Origin of the sequence: Dolichospermum sp. UHCC 0259, assembly GCF_009711935.1 — a bacterium.
Classification (GTDB): domain Bacteria; phylum Cyanobacteriota; class Cyanobacteriia; order Cyanobacteriales; family Nostocaceae; genus Dolichospermum.
Genome location: NZ_VIKX01000251.1, coordinates 1 through 19,665, shown reverse-complemented (window position 1 = coordinate 19,665; position 19,665 = coordinate 1). Strand labels below are relative to the sequence as shown.

Genomic DNA, 19,665 nt, shown 5'->3' with positions numbered 1-19,665 from the left:
TGAGCTTTCAGGTATCCTTTTTTCTATCATACTTTCTGCATGAAGGAAATCCCTGGTTTTCCTGTCAAAATTAACACACTACCACGCGACATACTGGACATGGATAATTTTCTTGAAAGTTTAAAGATGTTGATAAAATTGGAGATTTTGCCATAATTAGGGCTTGTTTAATAAACCTAAAACCTTGATAAATCAATGAATTGAGAAGGATAAAATGTGAATAATGTGCAAGGAATAAACTTTGAAACTTATCTCCTGAATCTTGACTGGGCGCAGGCCCTGCGCCCCTACCTCCTGACTTCTTCTAATAAAACAACCTAGTTTATTGATAAAACCAGGTTGAATTTGATATAATGACAATATTGAGAATGTAATTAGTCTAGAAAACCCATTAAAAGTTCGGAGTCATCAAAGGTGTTGGGTGCTATTGGCCGATTTCCGAAGACAGAATAGTTGTCAGAAACTACCAAGGTGCTAGAAGCGATGGGACGAATACCAGACAAGTTAATACTATCAACTACTTGGAATGTGTTTGCACCGATGGGACGAATTCCCATAGAGTTAAAGGTATCAACTACTTGTAATGTCCCGGTGGTAATGGGACGCATTCCAGCAACTATGATTGTTCCCTGAGAACTTTCTTCAGTATTACCAACATTATCCTGATTATTTTCTGTCATTTTTATTTGTCCTTTGTATTAGATGACACTTATTCAAACTGAATCTTTGTTTGTTAAGTGAATTTTACAATAATTAAGGAAAGAAGTATTTTTTTCCTATATATTTAGAGTTTAACCTGAAACCACCATAGATCACAGATTGAATCTGAGATTGATAGATTTTTTTCTGAGGTTAGAACCTTGATTATATCAGCTAATGGACATTTATTTTGGTACAGAGACGCTATATCAAGTTATAAAATTATTTTATCTTTTTGATAAGATAACTATCATAACTGGAACTCGTTTCATTAAAGAATTAAGTAACTTTGCCATTTTGATTGAGAATTTTGATGGGTTTTTTCTGGTATTAATAACCGCCAACTTTTTCCTTCTTTTTGAATTTGTAGGTAAACTTCAAAGGGTTTTTTAAGTTGTTTGAAACTGCGTTTTGGTAATTTTACAGTAAAGTCGTAATCTCCCTGTACTCGATAAGCTGGTAAGTTTTCAATTGTGAGGGGTTGTTGTTGAGTGATAGATATGCGCTGAATATTAAACTTTTGGAAGTTTAAATCTAGCTGTTGGTTAAGTTGCTGTTGGGTTTGTTCTAGTTGGAGTGCGATCGCTTTTTGCACTAATTCTGGTGTTGGTAATAAGGCAATACTAGTACAAGCTGTGAGGAAAATTATGAAAATTGTTGTAAAAATTAACTTAATCATATTTAATTTCTTTTTAATGTATTTGCATATATCCTCATTAACCACCATTCACTGGGGGAATTAAAACCACCTCATCACCATTTTGGAGAATGGTATCTGGTTCAACAAATTGTAAATTCACGCCAAAGCGGGTTATTTCTCGCCATTTGCTTAATTTTGGGTGTTCGGCAATTAGGCGATCGCACACAGCTTGAACTGGTGTACCATCAGGAAAATCTAATACTAATTCTGATACATCAAAGGCTTCTTGATAAACAGCAAATAACTTAACCGTGACAGCGATAGATTGGGACATATAATTTTTTATACAACCTGATAATTTAATCATTGGGAATGATTGTAAATTTACCCCCCTTAATTCGCACAAGAATAGATTGACCTTCCCGCTCTCTTTCTGATGTAAACTTGAGAGGATAACCCGATGTTTCACTGGCAGAAAGACTGACATTTGCCAATCCTTTCAATACTGTACTACGAGATGGATTATTAGATAAAGCTTTAATCAAAGCCTGAGTTGCATCAAAGCTAGTTGCAGTTCGCCAACTAATACCTCCTCCCCACTGTTGTTCTGATTTCCTGGCAAAAGATTGAGCTTGTGATGTTTCTCTAAACCAGGGGACTGCAATTATTAAACCCTCTACATTTTTCCCGCCATTGGTTAAAATATCACCCTTATAAAGATTATCTCCGGCTAACATTTTTAATTCTCTTCTTGGTGGATTTTGAGTTCTGAGTGTTTCGTTTCTTTTAGTAATTTCTTTGGCAATATTGAGAGTAATATCAAGCTTTTGTGTATTAGAAAATAACATTACTGCTTCTGCTTGATCACCATAGACACTTTTAGCAACTTCTTTTTCCGCATCAAATGTAGGAGAAGTTAAATCAATTAAAGGTTTACGAACTATCTCACCCCCTAGTTTCTCAAACTGATTTGTAAATATCTCTCTGATACTATTACTATATGAGTTAGTTGGGTTGGCAAAAATTACTGCTTTTTTTAATTGCAGATTTTTATAAGTATATTCTGCAAGTGTTTTTCCCGCACCTTCATCAGAAGAAACTGCTCTAAAGAAAACTGGATTGTTTAGTAAAATGCTAGTGCTAGTAGGAGAAATAACTGCTAATTTTGCTTTCTCATATTCTCGTAATGCAATTTTAGTAGCATCACTAGAAATATGTCCAATAACTCCCAGTATTGAAGAATCTTTGATGAGTTCTTGAGCTACTTCTTTGGCTTTTTCTGTGTTGCTATCATTAGCAATCACAATTTCTAGTAATTTGCCATTTAATCCCTTCTGTTGATTAAATTGTTTTTGTGCTTGAGCTACTCCGCGTAATACTTCTTGAGTAGTAATCGTGCTTTTATCTAATGGTACAACTACTGCTAATGTCAAAGGAAAACCTTGTTGACGAGCCAGGGAATTATTATAATAAATTAGCACTTCTGGATCATAGGGATTAGCTTTTACAGCTTGTTGAAATAATGCAGTTGCTTCTTGATAATTACCTTGTTGGAAGGCTTGAATGCCTTTGTCACGGGGGATATTATTAATTTCAGGGAATAAAGTGCGATCGCCTCGACTAATTCTACCATTAATTATACTATTGTCTGTCACACAAAAAACACCTAATTGCTTTCTTTCACCTAGTTCACATTTAGATCCGCGAGCAAGACTAGCTACTATAATACTAGAAATAATAAAAACAGCAGATGCTATTGCAGTTAAAATAATCAAATTGGATTTTGCTCGAATATCTGGAGCATTAACTTCACTTAATTGATGTAAATTAATATTAATACCACTATGATTGACAACGCCACTATCAATAGTGTTTAATTGAGTGCTTGAATGCAGAATTATACTACTAGGATTTTTTTTTTGCTCAATTTTATCTAATTCATTAATCTCTTCTTTTAGTGGGTGACGTTGTATGATCCACAGCCGGACAAATTCTATTTTAACCTTCTCCTTTATTTCATCTAAAAATCCATTACTTCTCAAAAGTTGGTTCGTTTCTGTAATTAATTTATGTTCTGTGTCAGGTCTATATTTTTTTATTAATTCAACATAATCATTTGAATTTTCTTGCGCTTCTGCTATCGCTGCAAACACAACTTTTTCTAAAATAGAAAACCCGTCCCAAAACCATGTTAAACCAGCCTCAGCTAATTCAATCGCTTTATTAATAATGAGTTTTACATCATCACTACTAACTGTCCATTTATCCTCTTCTCTCGCTCTCCCAAAAATAGTAAAACATATCGCTTGGGTAAAATAAGGATGTCCTGCGGATAGATAAAGAATAGCTTTTATCGCATCTTCTTCATATTCAAGGATACTTTTTGCTGGGTTAATAATTAATTTTTTCGTACTGTCTTCATTTAATAACCCAATTTCTCGAACAGGCACATCCTTAAATATCTTACTTATCCTGTGGTTATTGACTGATTTTTGTTCTATTAGTAAAATTAAAAATAATTTTTTATTAAAATTAATCAGGGAAAAGAAATATTGATGAACCCGCTCTAACAATTCTGAATCATGACTATTCATCAAGGCATCAAATTCATCGAGTACCAATACTAAATGCTTATTTTCTAATAATTGATATACTTGCTGTAAGAATTGATGGGAAAAAATTCCCGTATCTAATTCTAACTCTGTAATTTCCGGTAGTTTAATATTTTGATCCTCCAACGAAAGATCATTAAGGATTTCTTGAGCCAAATCCACCAAAATTTCACTCAGAGATTTTTGGCTGTAATGTTCTAAATTAAATGTCACAAAAACAAACTCATTTAAATCATTTAATTCATGAGAAATATTCCTAATGACAGATGATTTACCAATGCGTCGTTGACCATGTAACAAGATGATGTGGCGATTATGTTGAATATCATCTTGAATAGCCGAAAATAGCTTTTCTCTCCCAAAAAACAACTGTTGGTCAATGGGACGACCAATCACATAAGGGTTTCTTTGAGACTTAAAAGAAGTAATCATACTTTCATAAAACCTCTAAAAGTGTTAATTTTATCTAGAAAATCATGGTTTTACTGTATCCACTGGCTCAAATTCACCTCCTGTAATTTTAACCAGAATAAACTCCCCTTGACGCTCCCTTTGTGGTGTAAATTTGAGGGGATAGCCTGATGTTTCATTGGCGGGAAGACTGACATTTTCCAGTCTTCCTAATACTGTACTACGAGATGGATTATTAGATAAAGCCTTAATCATCACCCAGGTTGCATCAAAGCTAGTTGCAGTTCGCCAACTAATACCTCCTCCCCACTGACTATCTGCTTTTTTGGCAAAAGGTTGGGCTTGTGGTGTTTCTCTAAACCAGGGTACTGCAATGATTAAACCCTCTACATTTTTCTTATCGCTGATTAAGGTTTCACCCTGATAAAGAGTATCTCCACCTAACATTTTTAATTCTGGTCTTGGAGGATTTTCGGTTTTGAGTGTTTCGTTTCTTTTGGTAATTTCCTTAGCAATCTTGAAAGCAATCTCAACACTTTGTGTGTCTGGCAACAACAATGCTGCTTCCGCCTTATCACCATAGACGCTTTTAGCAACTTCTTTCTCTGGATCAAATGTAGCAGCAGTTAAATCAATTAGGGGTTTATGAACCACCTCACCGCCTAGTTTTTCAAATTGATTTGTAAATATCTCTCTGATACTATTACTATATGAACTATTCGGATTTCCAAAAACTACTGCTTTTTTTAATTTCAGACTTTTATAAGCATATTCAGCAAGTTTTTTACCCGCACTTTCATCAGAATAAACTGCTCTAAAGAAAACTGGATTGTTTAGTAAAATGCTAGTGCTGGTGGGGGAAATAACTGCTAGTTTGGCTTTTGCATATTCTGGTAATGCCGCCTGGGTAGCATCACTAGATTTATGTCCAATCACTCCCAATATTGAAGGATCTTTGATAAGTTCTTGAGCTACTTCTTTAGCTTTTTCTTTATTGCTATCATTAGCAATCACAATTTCTACTAATCTGCCATTTAACCCTTTATTTTGATTAAATTGATTTTGTGCTTGAGCTACTCCACGTAATATTTCTTTAGCACTATCAGTAGTTGTGTTGTTGTCTAATGGTACAACTACTGCGAAGGTAAAGGGAGAACCTTGTTGACGTGCCAGGGAATTATTATAATAAATTAGCACCTCTGGGTCATTTTGATTGGCTTTGACAGCTTGTTGAAATAGATTAGTAGCTTGTGGATAATCACCTTTTTTAAAAGCTTGAATACCTTTGTCACGAGGGATATTATTAATCTCAGGGAAAAAAGTGCGATCGCCTCGACTAATTTTACTATTATCTACCACACAAAAAACACCTAATTCCTTTCTTTCTCCTGTGGGACAAGTTCTAAAAACTTGAGAAATCCCTGCACCAATAACTACAATTCCAGCTAATCCTAAAGCTGCTCTGAGTATTGAATTAAGATTGAGCCACTTTGGCATCGTTGCAGAAGGCTTATTTAAAGGTACATAATTTGTATCTCCAACGTTAAGATTAGTTTTAGACTTATAACTTTGAATTTCTTCTAGTCTTTGTCGAGATATTCTTCTTTGAGGATCAATTTGTAAAACAAACTCAAACTGTTCTTCAGCCGCACCCCATTTTCTCTTAAGTATTAATTGATGTCCATATTCTTCTGATGTCTCTATAAAAGCATCTTTGCTACTTTCTTCATCAATTTTGTAGGCTAGTGTGTAAATTTCCAAAGCTTGCTCAATATTTTCTTCGTCCGAGTATTTTTTGGCTAGATTTAATAAAGGCAGCAAAACAGATTTTTGATTATCATTGATAGAATAGAATTGGTAGGCTCGTTTACAAAATTCGTAGGCTTGATTGAGTTGTCCACTCTTCAAATATTCTTCAGCCAAAGACATGACAGTTGTGAAGTTGTTAGGATTAGTTTGTAAAGCTTCTTCATAAATATGCAATGCTAGTGTCTTATTTCTTTCTCTTACTCCATCGGCTGCTGACAAAAGTTTCTTTACATCTTCTTCGTCAGATTTTTCTAAGGTACTAATTTCATCTTTTAGCTTATGCTTTTTTACCAACCAACGGCGGACTAATTCTATTTTAACTCTGCATTGTGTGTCATCTAAAAAACCATATTCATCTAATTCTGCGTATGCTTTAAACAAATGTTCTGTTGACATTATTCCATAGTTTCTTAATAGCATTAGTGGATTTTGGAGAGCTTTATTTTCTTGAATAGCTATATTTTGAGCCTCTGCTACTGCTGCAAAAATAACTTGCTGCTCAGGAGTTAATCCTCCCCAAAACCAATCTAAACCGCCTTCAGCTAATCCAATTGCTTCGTCTACGATACTTTCAACATCATCACCCTTTATATTCAATAAAACCGCATCTGTTGGATTTTTTTCATAGCGATCGCGTGCTAAATTATAAATAGTAAAACATATCACTTGAGTAACAAAAGGATGTCCTGCGGATAAGTTCACAATTGCTTCTATTGCTTCTTGTTCATATATTAAACCATTCTCAGCAGGTTTAATAATTAACTCTCTAGTATGATTTTTATCTAATAAACTAATTTCTATATTTGGTGCTTTCCGTAATAAAGAAATCAATTTTGGCAATTTTGAGATGTGTCTTCCCACTACAGGGATAATAAATAAATTATTATTTTTTTCCAATAGCTTGATAATATAGTCACAAAAATCTTTACTATCTTGATCTAATTCACTATCTCTTTCACTCAAAACATCAAATTCATCCCACAGCAAAACCAATTTTTTATTACCTAATTGTTGATGAACTGCCGATAGAAATTCACGAGAAAAAATTTCAGTATTGGTTTGTATATTCTCTGCTAAATGATGTAATAATTCCTGGTTAGTTTCTAGTTTTTCTATAATTTCAATCGCAATTAAACGTAAAATTTCTGAAGTAGCTAATGTTTCTGTGTGTTGAAAATCAAAATTAACAAAAACAAATTCATCTGTACTCAATTTTTTAGTAATTTGTTTGAGTATAGATGATTTGCCAATGCGTCGTTGACCATATAATAAGATTAGTTGTACATTTCCTTGAAGACTGTCATTAATATTACCAAACAAATCCTCGCGTCCAAAAAATCTTTCTGGATCGCTAATTGGAGTACCTACTGTGTAAGGATTTGGAGGGAAAGGCATTTTTGATTTTCTCACAATCTATAAACTTAGTTTCAAATCAATCATTAGCTATAAATTTAGTAGAGAAGTTAAAATAAACTTCTCTATTCAAATGTTTATCCAGGAAATACTGGTACTACCTTTACAATCCAATCTAGGAAAGATTTTACTTGCTCTGGATTTTTTCCTAACCAAGCAACTACTTCTTTAACTTGATTTACTTGTCCATGACTAATCAGATTCATAAATTCCTTTTCTCTGTCTCTGATTGATTGTTCTGGAGTCTGCAAAATCTCCTGAATTACCCATTTCTTCATAAGTGATGAAGTGAAAGAGTAAAACTTTTCGGGTTCTGTAGAACTGGAAGTAATTACACCCTGTTCTTCTAACTTTATTAAAGATCGTTCATGTTGTGTAAAAATGCGGCCAATCCCACTTAATTTAAATTTTATCTCCTTTATATGACCTTCCATATCTAATAAAGCTATCAGCATTAACAAAGCTTGCTCTTTGGGATTGCATCTATGCCAAATTGTTTTGAAAATCTGCTGAGTATCTCTTTCAAAATTTTCAGCAAATGATTTAATATCGGCATTAATCCCAGGCTGTAGCTCTCTATATAGGAAAAACCCAGCAGTTTGGACTAACATTGGATGTCCACCGGTGATATTCATGATTTCACCGCGTAATGTAGGTGGTCTAATAATATTTAATAGTTGAACTAATTCACTAGTTGTAAATAATTTCAGAGATTGAAATAAATAATGATTGTACCAAGGAGAAGCATTGGGGTTAAGTTTGGGACCCAATTCACTGAGGCGTTGGAGTGAAGCCACAATCATTGAGAGGTATTGACTTTCTTCAGCATGAACCGCCAAACTACGACACTGAGCTAAAAATGTTTCCATTTCTGTTTCCGTGTACTGCTCATTTGTTACCAATGCTGCATCAAAATCATCTACCAACAATACTAAAAACTTACCTTTTTTACCCAATCTCCGTAATGCTTGACGCAGACTATCATTTGTCGCTGGTTTTTCAAGGAATGCCTTGATTTCAGCTTGTAGTTTTGGTTCACTGTCTAATTTATTATGCAGCAGATTTAAAGCTTCTCGCCAAAAACCACCAGGAGTGAAGGGAGTGAGACTTTGACAATCTAGAATTACAGCGATACCTTGAGATGGATCTAATCCATATTCTTGCCATGTTTCCTCAGAAGCTAATTTATGCAAAAACGAAGATTTACCCATTCCTGGCCCTCCCCAAATGGCGAAATGGCTGCGGTTATGGATTTGGTCAAAAGCATAGTTAATTTCTGATGTCCGTCCGATAAAACTTTCTGGGGGAACTGGTTTTCCGGTAAAAAAAGGATTGGGAGACATAGTGAATTTATTTTTGGAGACGGGGAAAAGTAAAATTTTACTTATCAGGTCAGTATACTATTAGTAGTGTATTTGTTTTATCTCTTAGAAGCAAGATGCAATCTGAATTTAACTTTTTTCAACACTGGTATCCTCTCATACCAATTGAAGATATTAATCCCCAGCGACCAACACCCCTCACGCTATTGGGAATGCGCTTGGTGATTTGGAAACCTAGTAACTCAGAAACATATCGGGTATTTTTGGATCAATGTCCCCACCGTCTCGCACCATTAAGCGAAGGTAGAATAGAAACTAAAACAGGTAACTTAATGTGTAGTTATCATGGTTGGGAATTTAATGAAAATGGCATTTGTCAGCGTGTTCCCCAAGCAGAAAACCCAGAAATTATTGCTAAAAATCAAGAAAACTTTTGTGTTGTTTCCTTTCCAGTTCGTCAACAACAGGAACTACTTTGGGTGTGGCCAGATCAAAAAACAGCAGCAATAGCTGAAAATACACCTTTACCTTTATCACCCCAAATAGATGCAGAAAAAGGATTTGTTTGGTCTAATTATATTCGTGATTTGGCATACGATTGGCAAACATTAATAGAAAATGTAGCAGATCCTAGTCATGTTCCTTTTTCTCATCACGGGGTTCAAGGTAATAGAGAAAAAGCTAGACCTATACCTCTTAATATAGTCAAATCAACCATTAATTTAATTGAAGTAAATATCGAAAGAGGTTTACCCACAACTATTACATTTGAACCACCTTGTAGATTAGAATATACAATTGAGCTTGGTAATACCGGAAAAAAATTAGGTTTACTGGTTTATGCTATTCCTGTATCTCCTGGTAAATCGAGAATCGTTGCTCAATTTTCCCGCAATTTTGCTAAAACTTTACATCGCTTAATCCCTCGTTGGTGGAATCATATTCATGAAAGAAATCTTGTATTAGATGGGGATATGATGCTACTAAATCAGCAAGAGTATTTATTACAGAAAAAACAATTACATGAAAGTTGGAAAACTGCTTATAAATTACCGACAAATGCTGATAAATTGGTAATTGAATTTCGCAATTGGTTTGATAAATATTGTCAGGGTAAATTGCCTTGGGATGAAGTAGGGATTAATGTGAGTGAACCTGCACCTATTAATGATAATCATGCTGAAATGTTGGATAGATATAAACAACATACCCAGCATTGTAGTAGTTGTCGAACCGCAGTTAAAAATCTAGAAAGGTTACAAATAGGACTTTTAGCATATTTTGTAATTATTATATCTGGAGTAGCTGTATTACCTGATTATTGGCGGTTACAGCTAGGTTTACCATTAGTAATTACTGCACTTTTAGGTTTAGGTGCTTACAGTTGGCTGAAATTTTCTCTCATTCCTAAATTCTACTTTGTAGATTACATCCACGCAGAGAAATAAGTTATTAATTGCCAGACTGTTGTAAATTCATTTCTTGGAATGGTTCAGATGATGCCTCTAGTTTCAAGTTACTAGCTAATTGACCATTAATTTCTAGTTTGTAATTTCCTTGAGGTAAATTCTCTAAATAATAAACTCCAGCACCATTAGTAACAGAAAAACGTCGAGTTCCCTGTGTTGTTTCTATGGCTTCTACTTTCGCACCAGGAATAGCATTACCTTGAGTATCGGTAACAACTCCTGATACTGTGTAAGAGAGAATCATGGGAATCGTCACAGGGGTATAACTACCAGGAATTACATCTACTGCTAATGCTTGAATTTTAGCTTGCCAGTCAGGTGGAAATCCCGCAGGATCAATGTCTAAACGGTATTTTCCTGGTGCAAGACGTAATAAAATGCGATCACCTATGGTAGGGCGAAGCCCATCGCTTCTAATGTCTGGTTGAAAAGATTTAATAGGACGCTTATTAATTATTATCAATGATTCATGTTAAATCTCGTTGATTTGTCCGCACAAACCAAGAACCACCCAAAGCACTACCAACTGTGGTTAATTCACCTTTATAATTAGTTGATTGTCTATCACTACCACTAATATTTACTTTTTGTTCTATTGCTGATATATTAATATTTTTATTTTCGACTTCTGGTAGTCCTTCTAAGTCTAGAAAAATGAAGTTATCTATTTCTGCCAAGTTTGCGCTAGATTTATTGTCCCAAGGAACTTCTAAAATAATTGCATATTCATTAATATCAAACCTAGCTTTTATTCCCAATAGAGTTTCTAAATCTTCAACTCTCAACACTAATCCTAATTCTGCATCATTACCAAATTTTTTTGGATCTATGCGTGTAACTAACCCAGGTGATTTAATTTCCAATTGTCCATCTGCTAAAGTCGTAATATTTAATTTTAAAGCTTGAATGACAGCATCATAAGGTAATAGCCAATTGGTAAAATTAACTGCTTCTAAACCATCTTCTTTTCCTTTTACCAAAAAACTAGAATTAACCATGCGTTTACCAATATTTAACCCTACCGGAAAAACTACAAAATCTGTTATCTTATCACCTATTTTAACAGGTGATTGAGTTGTTTCTGAATTAGGAGTAACTGGGTTATCTGCTTGCGCTGGTATTGTCAGAATTTGGTAGATAATGGGAATGGTAGCAAACAGACAAATACTTATTTTATGCCATAGATGCTGTTGCATATTTTCTGATTCTCTCAACTCAAATTTGTTAATTCCTTGGTGGATGTTTTCAAAGTCTTTTTATGAGTAGCAAAGTATTCTAGATCCCCCTAAATCCCCCTTGAAAAGGGGGACTTTGAATCTAGTTCCCCCCTTTCTAAGGGGGGTTAGGGGGGATCAATTGAGTCTCTAAAATCACAGACAAGCATTTTTAAAACAACCTATTAGAAAGATATTTCCTCTGACTCCTGAATTATTACTTATCTTCTATTTACTGGTGGAGTTGGTCTATTATCGGAGCTAGGTGTGATAGTAGGTATAGTAATATTTACATTAAATGGCAATTTACTAATATTTTTATCATCTCCCCATGTCAAATCACCACTTAACTGATATTCACCAGGATTTAAAACAGGTTCGTCTTTAGTGGGATACTTTAATAAAAAATATCTGTCGCTTTGGGGAACTACAGAACCAGGATCTAATTTCCCAGTCTTCACCACATTTTCTCCATGCTTCAATGTCCAATTTATTCCAGGACGTGCGGTAGCTTGTCCACTATTATTAACAAGTAGTTGAATTTGTTTTTGCGTTTCATTAAAACTTGCACCAGATACAGCTAGTTTGGGGGAAAGATCACCTTTTCTGACATAGAAAGTTACACCAATTCGCGCTACTAAAGCTGCATTATTTCCATTAGTTTTCTTAACTTCTGTGAGACTTTCATTAAAAATTACAGCGCGGTATTCCCCATCTGGTAAATTAGGAGCTAACCGACTAATTAATCTGACTTTGCGACTTTCTCCCGGTTTGATAGTTAACTCACGGGGTGAAAATTGCAGATATTTTGTTAAATCACTGGGAGTAGTTGATAAAATTTCAAATCCATTATCACGATTATAAGTAAAAGGTGCGGCGTAAACACGCACACGAGTCAGAACATTACTGCTATTTGTCACTGTAATTATTTCTTTCGCTTGTCCCCTTTTAGCTCAACGTTGTGCTATAACACAACACGAGTTGAAATTATCATGTAAACTTACATGATAGCTATAGTAATAACACTTAAATAAATACTCGGTCAAGAGTTTATGTAAAATTACGTAATTATTTAATTTCTGCTAGAGTTTCAATCCCAAACTTTGAAAATCTTGCTGGACCTCATTCCACAAAGCTTTATTGTACGGGTCAGTTTTTAAGGCTTTTTTCAAATAAATTCTGGCTTTTGGGAGTTGTTTTTCGGTAATTAAGGCTCGTCCCCAGATTTGATAAGCGATCGCTAACCATTGACGTACCTCCGCATCCTCCGGTAAACGCGCCAGTAAAGCCTCTGCTAGAGCGATCGCCTGGGGAAACCGTTTTTCCTGTAAAAATCGCTGTAACTGCTCATAAGTCTTCCACTTTAACCGCTGTTCAATCTCCTCCAAATTTGGTGGATGCGGTGTAACCATTGTTTTCGGCGCTGCTGGTTGAGTTTGCACTTCTGTAGCACTAGAAACATGAGTTTTTACCTCATTATCATTAGTCCTTGGCTTAATTTCCTCCGGTGGTAAGACCGTTTGTAGAAACTTATAAGCCTCAGTCACCGCAATAAACTTATCTTTCGCTCTGAGATCATCTGGGTTGATATCAGGATGATATTGCTGAACCAATCGGCGATAGGACGCTTTAACATCAGCAAAAGAAACTCCCGACCTTAAACCTAATATCCGGTAATAATCTTCAAGATCCATGTTGCTTCATTTGACTTAAATTCAAAATTCAAAACTAAAAATTCAAAACGAGAAACTCAGACTTTTGAACCTTACATCTTGAATTTTGAATCATTTTCCCCTATTTAAATCCGTTCTTCAATCACACGATCAATTAAACCGTATTCCTTAGCTTCTTGAGCAGACATAAAAAAGTCACGATTCATGTCTTTCTCAATTTTCTCTAAAGATTGACCAGTATTATCAACATAAATTTGATTTAACTGGTGACGAAGCCGCAAAATCTCCTTAGCCTCAATAGCGATATCGCTGGCCTGACCACGAGTTCCACCAGAAGGTTGATGAATCATAATTCGAGAATGAGGTAAAGCCATCCGCTTCCCCTTTGTCCCCGCAGCCAACAGAAAAGATCCCATAGAAGCAGCCAAACCGACACAAATTGTCACCACCTCAGACTTAATGTGTTGCATAGTGTCGTAAATCGCCAATCCCGCAGTCACCGAACCACCGGGAGAATTGATATACAAATAAATTGGCTTAGTTTGATCATCGGAATCTAAATAGAGCAAATAAGCGACAATCGCATTAGCGATACCATCATCTACTTCCTCCGTCAAAAAAATAATGCGCTCCCGAAATAGACGATCTTCGAGATCAATCCATTGTTCATAGGTGCTACCAGGGAGACGATAAGGAACTTTGGGAATACCAATAGGCATAGGACAATTTTAGTGAAGACTATGAAAATAGAACTAGAGAATTTCCGTCAAAGTTAAAAAGCCAGAATCCAAAATAAAAATCAAACTCAAATAGAGCTTGACAAATTCTTGGTACTTTCTAGCACCCGATCAATTAGTCCGTATTCCTGCGCTTCCTGGGGAGTCATATAGAAAATACGTTCACTATCTTTCGAGATTTTTTCGGCTGTTTGTCCCGTATTTTGGGAAAAAATATCAAAAAGTATGTTTTTTTTCTGCAACACCTCTTCCGCATTCACTTGAATATCTGTTGCTTGACCCTGAGTAGCCACACTAAACTGAGTCAGGGCAATATTGGCATGAGGTAAACTGAATCTCTTTCCCTTCGTCCCAGATGATAGAATCAATGCTGCCATACCCACTGCTTGACCCAAACAGATAGTAACAATTTCTGACTTGATGTACTGGATTGTGTCATAAACTGACAAACAAGACCTAATTGACATCATTCCCAAAGTTTCATCCATACCAGCCAGCACAGGATCACCCAAAGAATTGATATAAAGGTAGATTGGTTTACTCTGATCGTCCGACTCCAGATATAGCATGGCAGACATCAGGGAATTAGCCAGAGTCGTAGTCAGTGGACGATTCAAGAAAAGAATCCGCTCCTGAGCCATCCGTTGATCAATACTGACCCATTGCCACTGGTTACCACCAGGAATGTTATAAGGAACTTTTAGTGATGAATCAACAGCCATAGGGATAATTAGAAGAAATTAGAGATGATGAGAACCAACTTAAGCAATCATTGGTAAAGGTTTCGGTAGATCCTTCATGCTTTCGAGAACGCGATCGATCAATCCGTATTCCTTGGCTTGTTGGGGAGTTAAATAAAACATCCGCTCAGTGTCCTTGGCAATCTTTTCAGGAGACTGTCCAGTATTTTGAGAGAAAATATCCAAGATAGCCGTTTTGTTGGCTAAGACTTCCTTAGCGTAAATTTGAATATCTGTTGCTTGACCTCTAGTCCCACTGCGAGGTTGATTCAGGACAATAGTGGCATGAGGTAAACTAGCTCGATGGCCTTTAGTTCCAGCGGATAGAATCAGCGCCGCTGTTCCCAATGCCTGACCAATGCAAATTGTATGTACGGGTGTTTTGATATAGTTAATAGTATCACAGATAGCAAAAGCTTCCGTTTCGTAGCCGATCGCATCCCCTGTGTACCAAGATGTCCCCGTTGAATTGATGTAAAAGAAGATTGGCTTGTCTGGATTGTCAAATTTCAGATAAAGCAACTGGGCAATAATTAGCTTGGTTACATCAACGCCCATTTGCCGTTTGTATTCATCTGCTGAAACTAAAGGCATTCCCAGATAGACAATTCGTTCTTTTAAAAGTAGAGAAGCTAAATCTGGTGGCGGTGTCCGGTAGGAACTGTCGCCGTAGTAAGAAGCTTGAACTGACTTGATGGGGGAATTTTCCATAGCAACTGATGATCTGAGATTATGCCGTTAATGTATTACATCCTAGCGCGATGCTCACCCAATTTAGGGTGCGGATTTCTCCCAGATAGGGAAAAAAGCTAAATTTTAAAATATTTGGGTCTTGAGTACCAATTATGCCAAGCACAGCACAATTCAAGCAGTAGGGGCGCAGGGTCTGCGCCCTCAATTGTATGGCATCCCACCAATAATCGCTATATCTCTCATGAAAAAATCGGTTGTAAATCTAAAATAAATCCTGGTAATACATCTTCTCCAGATAAACTTGTAGAAGATTGTAAAACTTCTATTTCCTGATTTGGACGATAAATTTCTACTTGCTTATTTTTAGGATTAATTAACCAACCTAACCGCAAACCATTGGCGATATATTCTCGCATTTTGGCTTGAGTATCTGCTAAATCATCGCTTTCTGAAACTAATTCAATCACAAAATCAGGACATAAAGGTAGAAACCTTTTTCTTTGTTCTGGTGTGAGTGCATTCCATCTTTCTATCTTGATCCAAGACACATCAGGAGAACGGGTAGCACCATTAGGTAATTTAAAACCTGTAGAAGAATCAAAAGCTTTTCCTAAACCATTTTGGCGATTCCAATATCCTAAATCCAGACACATTTCAAAATTTCTATTTCCGGTTTCTCCTCCTGTTGGTGACATGATACTTAATTCTCCTTGAGCCGATAATTCTAAACGTAAATCTTTATTAGCAGCGACTATTTCCACAAATTTATCATCTGTGAATTTGAGTGATTGTGGTATTTGTAAAGTTACAGCAGTCATGATTCATACCCTCGTGACTAATCTTTATTTATTCCTCGTTCCCAGTCTCAGACTGGGAATGCTTTCTAGGAGGTTCTACCTCCCATCTTAACGATATTTTCAGAACAGGGCAGTTAGAAACCGCGTCTACTCAGATAAAACCCACCTGCGTGGGTTAAATTTATGTTATTCTGATTAAGCGAATTGTATTTATGCAATAGCGATTTATGATATTCAATATTTCTCACATATCCCCTAATATAAACCTTTTTAAAGCATATCTGATAAAATCGGAATGTGAAATTTAGTTATCTTCTTAACCAATATGAAATTAATTCCACGTATTATTAGCATCTCAACGTTTGCACTAGTTTTAATGGCAGCTTGTTCAGTTAGCCAAGCTCAAACTACTAATGATGCAAAACCATTGTCTGAAAGTCCAAAACCTGCTTGTCGCACTGTAAAAATTAATCAACGCACAGGAGAAACTGAGGAGTTAAAACAAAACGCAACTTCTGACTCATCAAAAAGAAGAAGATTTTCGGTAAATAGAAATGAACAGAAGTATAAAAAGCTGTTTCAAAAAGGCTTAAAACAGCTACAAAATAAAGATTACGATGGAGCGATCGCTGCTTTTAATCAAGCCAATTCCATAGTAAATTCATCAAGTCCTTATGATCCAGGAATTTTGACTAATATAGGAATTGCCAAACAGAGAAAAAAAGATTATCAGGGAGCGATCGCAGACTATACAGAATCCATGAAATTAGCACCTTGTAACCCTTTAGCCTATCTTAATCGAGGTATTGCTTACTATGAACAGGGAGACTATGAAAAAGCAAATGCTGACATTAATCAAGCTCTTTGGTATGCCAATGAACTCGTAGAAGGATATAACTATCGAGGAGATATCCGCAGAATGAAAAATCAAACAGAACACGCTCTGAAAGATTATGAAAAAGTAATTGAATTAGATCCTAAAAATACAAGAACATTTTTAAATCGTGGTTCTATGTATTTTACACAAGAAGACTTTACTAATGCCTTAAAAGATTTTAATAAGGTCATAACTTTAAACCCTAAACTGGTGGATGGTTATAATAACCGGGGTAGCACTTATTTAGCTTTGAAAAAACCAGAACCAGAAAAGGCATTACAAGATTTTACTCAAGCTATAAAACTTGATGCTAAAAAAGCAGATAGTTATTATAATCGAGGTATTGCTTATTTAGCATTACAAAAATCTAAAGAAGCATTAACAGATTTTGATAAAGCTATAGAATTACAATCGAATAATCCAGATTATTTCTATCATCGAGGAATTGCCTATCAACAGCAAAATCAATTAGAAAAAGCTGTAACAGATTATCAAAAATCTGCTGACTTATATCAAGAAAAGAAAAATGAGAAGAGATATAAAGAAGTAATGGAGACTGTGGATAAGATTAAGGAATCACTAAAACCATTACCACAAAGCTGATTATGTAGGGTGCGTCAGAAATAAGGCAATTTAATGATAATACAGTTATCAAATCTGACGCACCTTATTATTTTTCTTTTATTGTAAAGTTACAAAATCCAAGTTATAAGGAAGAGGCTTAAAAAATACACTTCTGTCTTGAGTAAAATTTTCGGGTCTTGTTTCTCCTGATTTTAATTTGAGCAATTCCATTTGTAGTGACAAAGTTTTAGCTCTGGCATCAGTTTTAATTTCAAAAATAGTATTAACACTTCTACTTTCATCCAGTTTGATGTTAATACCCATTTTGCCAAAATTGTTTATATCTTTTATTCCGTCTTTTTTAATTTTTTCGATATTATCTTGGCAAAGTTCATAATTAACATCTCTATAAACAGGTGAGGAAGCAGAGTTCTTATAGACAATCGTTAATTTTCCTTGTTTCTGAAATATTAAACCTATAGGTTGAACAAGCTTTTGAGGTTGATAAGCTGAATTTAACCATTGTCCAGGCTTAGTCAATGGTATGTTAATTGTTAATAATGGATTGTTAGTATCTGAAGGTGTTTCATATTTTCCAGAGGGACAAAAAGGATCTTTCTTATCATCTGTTACAGGTGGCTTTGTATCGGTGTTGGTTACAGGTGGCTTTGCATCGGTATTAGTTGCGGGTGGCTTTGCATCGGTATTAGTTGCGGGTGGCTTTTTATTACTAGAACCTTGATTATTCTCAGTACCTCTAGGAGAGTTATTCCTATTAGAACCCTCATTTTGTCCAGAGGCAGGTTGATAATCTAAGACACCCAAGCAAAATATGGATGTTATTATGGAAAAGAAAAGTTTTTTGTGTAAAAAAGTTACATTTGACATGGTTTTATCCTTGGCTAAAATGAGGTTTCGATTATTTAAAAAACAATAACCAGTATATCATTGAAACTGATTATTTAGTAAACATTGAGATATTAGTTAAGGGTTATCTTCTACCAATAACCACCATCAATAGGTTTATTAAATAAGCCCTGGAAAGGTTTATTTCCTGGATTCTGTATATTACTTACTCCTGGATTAATAGGATTAGGTGAAGTAATTTCAGCACCACCTTCCATAGCTTTTCTAATTTCTTGAAAATATGGCAGAAATTCTTTCTCAGTTTCAATTACACTTAATGGAATACCAATACCTTCTTTACTTTGATTATTTGCATCACCACTTAAAGCCCCCTTGTGGATTCCTAAAAGTTGATTGAGAGGATAATTTGTAATTGCACCACCACTCATACCTGTATCAACATTAATTGAATCTTTTGGTTCATAGGTTAAAACTTTAAACTTGATAGTTGTAGGAATTATTGTTAAAGGTACACATCTAAATTTCTTGGTAGTGTCAGGAAATCCTGTCGCATAAACAGTATTTCCTTCTTGAACTTCTGTGTTAGCTGATGGAAGAATAGCACTATTATATAGTTTATTACTTTTAAACTCTAACAATGCAAAATCTTTATCACGATTATTTGGATCAGGTTTATCAGATCCAACTTTAGTTATAGTTAGTGGAATTTGTTGTAAATTTTCGAGTTGTTCAATTGAATTTAGTTGATCATTTGTAGAAGAAGATTTTAAGTTGACAGAATCAATTATGGCTTTGTATTCTGCCTTATCTTTAATATTTTCTACTACGTGTTGATTTGTCAGAATATAGTATTTTTGATTTATTGATTTCAGAATAACCCCAGAACCAATAATCTGTCGTGATTTACTAAAATCTTCTATCTCTTCTTCTATTTTAACTACCACACCTCTAGCTGTATCCCTTACAGGACAATCAGTTTCTGCAAGCACTACTCCAGTTTGCATACAGGTTAGCACAAGTATAAAAATTCCAAATTGGCTGATTGTGTTCATATGTTGGATCTACCTCTGATAGTAGTTTTTCACTCTCCCCCCACTTTCGAGAGTTTATAGGGTAGGTAGAAGTAGG

General features: G+C 35.3%; 18 protein-coding genes. 2 read left to right on the top strand and 16 right to left on the bottom strand.

The features are described 5' to 3' along the window. Window positions 1-374: 374 nt before the first annotated feature. The 6 genes from FJR05_RS20970 to FJR05_RS20945 form a co-directional block, all read right to left on the bottom strand. On the bottom strand, window positions 375-680 hold the full coding sequence (locus FJR05_RS20970) for a hypothetical protein (RefSeq protein ID WP_168645908.1): 306 nt from the start codon (window positions 678-680) through the stop codon (window positions 375-377). 290 nt (window positions 681-970) lie between these two features. Beyond that, window positions 971-1,378, bottom strand: a complete 408-nt coding sequence (locus FJR05_RS20965) for a hypothetical protein (RefSeq protein WP_168645907.1) — start codon at window positions 1,376-1,378, stop codon at window positions 971-973. A 37-nt stretch (window positions 1,379-1,415) separates the two neighbouring features. Beyond that, on the bottom strand, window positions 1,416-1,673 hold the full coding sequence (locus FJR05_RS20960) for a MoaD/ThiS family protein (protein WP_015083134.1): 258 nt from the start codon (window positions 1,671-1,673) through the stop codon (window positions 1,416-1,418). A 25-nt stretch (window positions 1,674-1,698) separates the two neighbouring features. After that, entirely contained in the window at window positions 1,699-4,383 is a 2,685-nt protein-coding gene (locus tag FJR05_RS20955; protein ID WP_168645906.1) for an ABC transporter substrate-binding protein, read from the bottom strand. Window positions 4,384-4,425: 42 nt separating this feature from the next. Beyond that, complete coding sequence (locus FJR05_RS20950) at window positions 4,426-7,566, bottom strand: ABC transporter substrate-binding protein (protein WP_168645905.1); 3,141 nt, start codon at window positions 7,564-7,566, stop codon at window positions 4,426-4,428. 95 nt (window positions 7,567-7,661) lie between these two features. Then, a complete protein-coding gene (locus FJR05_RS20945) occupies window positions 7,662-8,927 on the bottom strand; it encodes an AAA family ATPase (RefSeq protein ID WP_168645904.1) in 1,266 nt (421 codons plus the stop codon). Between the two features lie 95 nt (window positions 8,928-9,022). Here FJR05_RS20945 and FJR05_RS20940 point away from each other — a divergent pair, with 95 nt between their 5' ends. Further along, window positions 9,023-10,354, top strand: a complete 1,332-nt coding sequence (locus tag FJR05_RS20940; RefSeq protein ID WP_168645903.1) for a Rieske 2Fe-2S domain-containing protein — start codon at window positions 9,023-9,025, stop codon at window positions 10,352-10,354. 4 nt (window positions 10,355-10,358) lie between these two features. Here FJR05_RS20940 and FJR05_RS27445 read toward each other — a convergent pair whose 3' ends face one another. The 8 genes from FJR05_RS27445 to FJR05_RS20905 form a co-directional block, all read right to left on the bottom strand. Further along, the gene (locus tag FJR05_RS27445) at window positions 10,359-10,838 is read right to left on the bottom strand and encodes a carboxypeptidase-like regulatory domain-containing protein (RefSeq protein WP_254447007.1); all 480 of its coding nucleotides are present in this window, start codon (window positions 10,836-10,838) and stop codon (window positions 10,359-10,361) included. 4 nt (window positions 10,839-10,842) lie between these two features. Beyond that, window positions 10,843-11,571: a hypothetical protein gene (locus tag FJR05_RS27440; protein WP_254447006.1), complete on the bottom strand. Its 729-nt coding sequence runs from the start codon at window positions 11,569-11,571 to the stop codon at window positions 10,843-10,845. Between the two features lie 239 nt (window positions 11,572-11,810). Next, on the bottom strand, window positions 11,811-12,509 hold the full coding sequence (locus tag FJR05_RS20930; RefSeq protein WP_168645902.1) for a P pilus assembly protein, chaperone PapD: 699 nt from the start codon (window positions 12,507-12,509) through the stop codon (window positions 11,811-11,813). Window positions 12,510-12,671: 162 nt separating this feature from the next. After that, window positions 12,672-13,283, bottom strand: coding sequence for a J domain-containing protein (locus tag FJR05_RS20925; RefSeq protein WP_168645901.1), 612 nt, complete (start codon window positions 13,281-13,283; stop codon window positions 12,672-12,674). A 104-nt stretch (window positions 13,284-13,387) separates the two neighbouring features. Continuing rightward, window positions 13,388-13,981: an ATP-dependent Clp protease proteolytic subunit gene (locus FJR05_RS20920; protein ID WP_096667077.1), complete on the bottom strand. Its 594-nt coding sequence runs from the start codon at window positions 13,979-13,981 to the stop codon at window positions 13,388-13,390. An 86-nt stretch (window positions 13,982-14,067) separates the two neighbouring features. Then, window positions 14,068-14,721: an ATP-dependent Clp protease proteolytic subunit gene (locus tag FJR05_RS20915; RefSeq protein ID WP_168645900.1), complete on the bottom strand. Its 654-nt coding sequence runs from the start codon at window positions 14,719-14,721 to the stop codon at window positions 14,068-14,070. 39 nt (window positions 14,722-14,760) lie between these two features. After that, window positions 14,761-15,450 (bottom strand): ATP-dependent Clp protease proteolytic subunit, encoded by a 690-nt coding sequence (locus FJR05_RS20910; RefSeq protein ID WP_168645899.1) that lies wholly within the window; start codon window positions 15,448-15,450, stop codon window positions 14,761-14,763. 221 nt (window positions 15,451-15,671) lie between these two features. Further along, window positions 15,672-16,250 (bottom strand): Uma2 family endonuclease, encoded by a 579-nt coding sequence (locus FJR05_RS20905; RefSeq protein WP_168645898.1) that lies wholly within the window; start codon window positions 16,248-16,250, stop codon window positions 15,672-15,674. Between the two features lie 304 nt (window positions 16,251-16,554). On the opposite strand from FJR05_RS20905, the gene FJR05_RS20900 reads away from it, so the two are divergent. Then, window positions 16,555-17,709, top strand: coding sequence for a tetratricopeptide repeat protein (locus FJR05_RS20900; protein WP_168645897.1), 1,155 nt, complete (start codon window positions 16,555-16,557; stop codon window positions 17,707-17,709). Window positions 17,710-17,787: 78 nt separating this feature from the next. Here the strand turns inward: FJR05_RS20900 and FJR05_RS20895 are convergent, their stop codons facing one another. Both FJR05_RS20895 and FJR05_RS20890 read right to left on the bottom strand, forming a co-directional pair. Further along, entirely contained in the window at window positions 17,788-18,558 is a 771-nt protein-coding gene (locus tag FJR05_RS20895; protein ID WP_168645896.1) for a hypothetical protein, read from the bottom strand. A gap of 110 nt (window positions 18,559-18,668) precedes the next feature. Then, window positions 18,669-19,481 carry a serine protease gene (locus FJR05_RS20890; protein ID WP_168645895.1) on the bottom strand — a complete coding sequence of 271 codons (813 nt, stop codon included), beginning with the start codon at window positions 19,479-19,481 and terminating at the stop codon, window positions 18,669-18,671. Between the last annotated feature and the right edge of the window lie 184 nt (window positions 19,482-19,665).

Bases quoted from the DNA above. Each gene is read 5' to 3' on its own strand.
- FJR05_RS20970 (WP_168645908.1), bottom strand. From the start codon at position 680: ATGACAGAAAATAATCAGGATAATGTTGGTAATACTGAAGAAAGTTCT.
- FJR05_RS20965 (WP_168645907.1), bottom strand. From the start codon at position 1,378: ATGATTAAGTTAATTTTTACAACAATTTTCATAATTTTCCTCACAGCT.
- FJR05_RS20960 (WP_015083134.1), bottom strand. From the start codon at position 1,673: ATGTCCCAATCTATCGCTGTCACGGTTAAGTTATTTGCTGTTTATCAA.
- FJR05_RS20955 (WP_168645906.1), bottom strand. From the start codon at position 4,383: ATGATTACTTCTTTTAAGTCTCAAAGAAACCCTTATGTGATTGGTCGT.
- FJR05_RS20950 (WP_168645905.1), bottom strand. From the start codon at position 7,566: ATGCCTTTCCCTCCAAATCCTTACACAGTAGGTACTCCAATTAGCGAT.
- FJR05_RS20945 (WP_168645904.1), bottom strand. From the start codon at position 8,927: ATGTCTCCCAATCCTTTTTTTACCGGAAAACCAGTTCCCCCAGAAAGT.
- FJR05_RS20940 (WP_168645903.1), top strand. From the start codon at position 9,023: ATGCAATCTGAATTTAACTTTTTTCAACACTGGTATCCTCTCATACCA.
- FJR05_RS27440 (WP_254447006.1), bottom strand. From the start codon at position 11,571: ATGCAACAGCATCTATGGCATAAAATAAGTATTTGTCTGTTTGCTACC.
- FJR05_RS20925 (WP_168645901.1), bottom strand. From the start codon at position 13,283: ATGGATCTTGAAGATTATTACCGGATATTAGGTTTAAGGTCGGGAGTT.
- FJR05_RS20920 (WP_096667077.1), bottom strand. From the start codon at position 13,981: ATGCCTATTGGTATTCCCAAAGTTCCTTATCGTCTCCCTGGTAGCACC.
- FJR05_RS20915 (WP_168645900.1), bottom strand. From the start codon at position 14,721: ATGGCTGTTGATTCATCACTAAAAGTTCCTTATAACATTCCTGGTGGT.
- FJR05_RS20910 (WP_168645899.1), bottom strand. From the start codon at position 15,450: ATGGAAAATTCCCCCATCAAGTCAGTTCAAGCTTCTTACTACGGCGAC.
- FJR05_RS20905 (WP_168645898.1), bottom strand. From the start codon at position 16,250: ATGACTGCTGTAACTTTACAAATACCACAATCACTCAAATTCACAGAT.
- FJR05_RS20900 (WP_168645897.1), top strand. From the start codon at position 16,555: ATGAAATTAATTCCACGTATTATTAGCATCTCAACGTTTGCACTAGTT.
- FJR05_RS20895 (WP_168645896.1), bottom strand. From the start codon at position 18,558: ATGTCAAATGTAACTTTTTTACACAAAAAACTTTTCTTTTCCATAATA.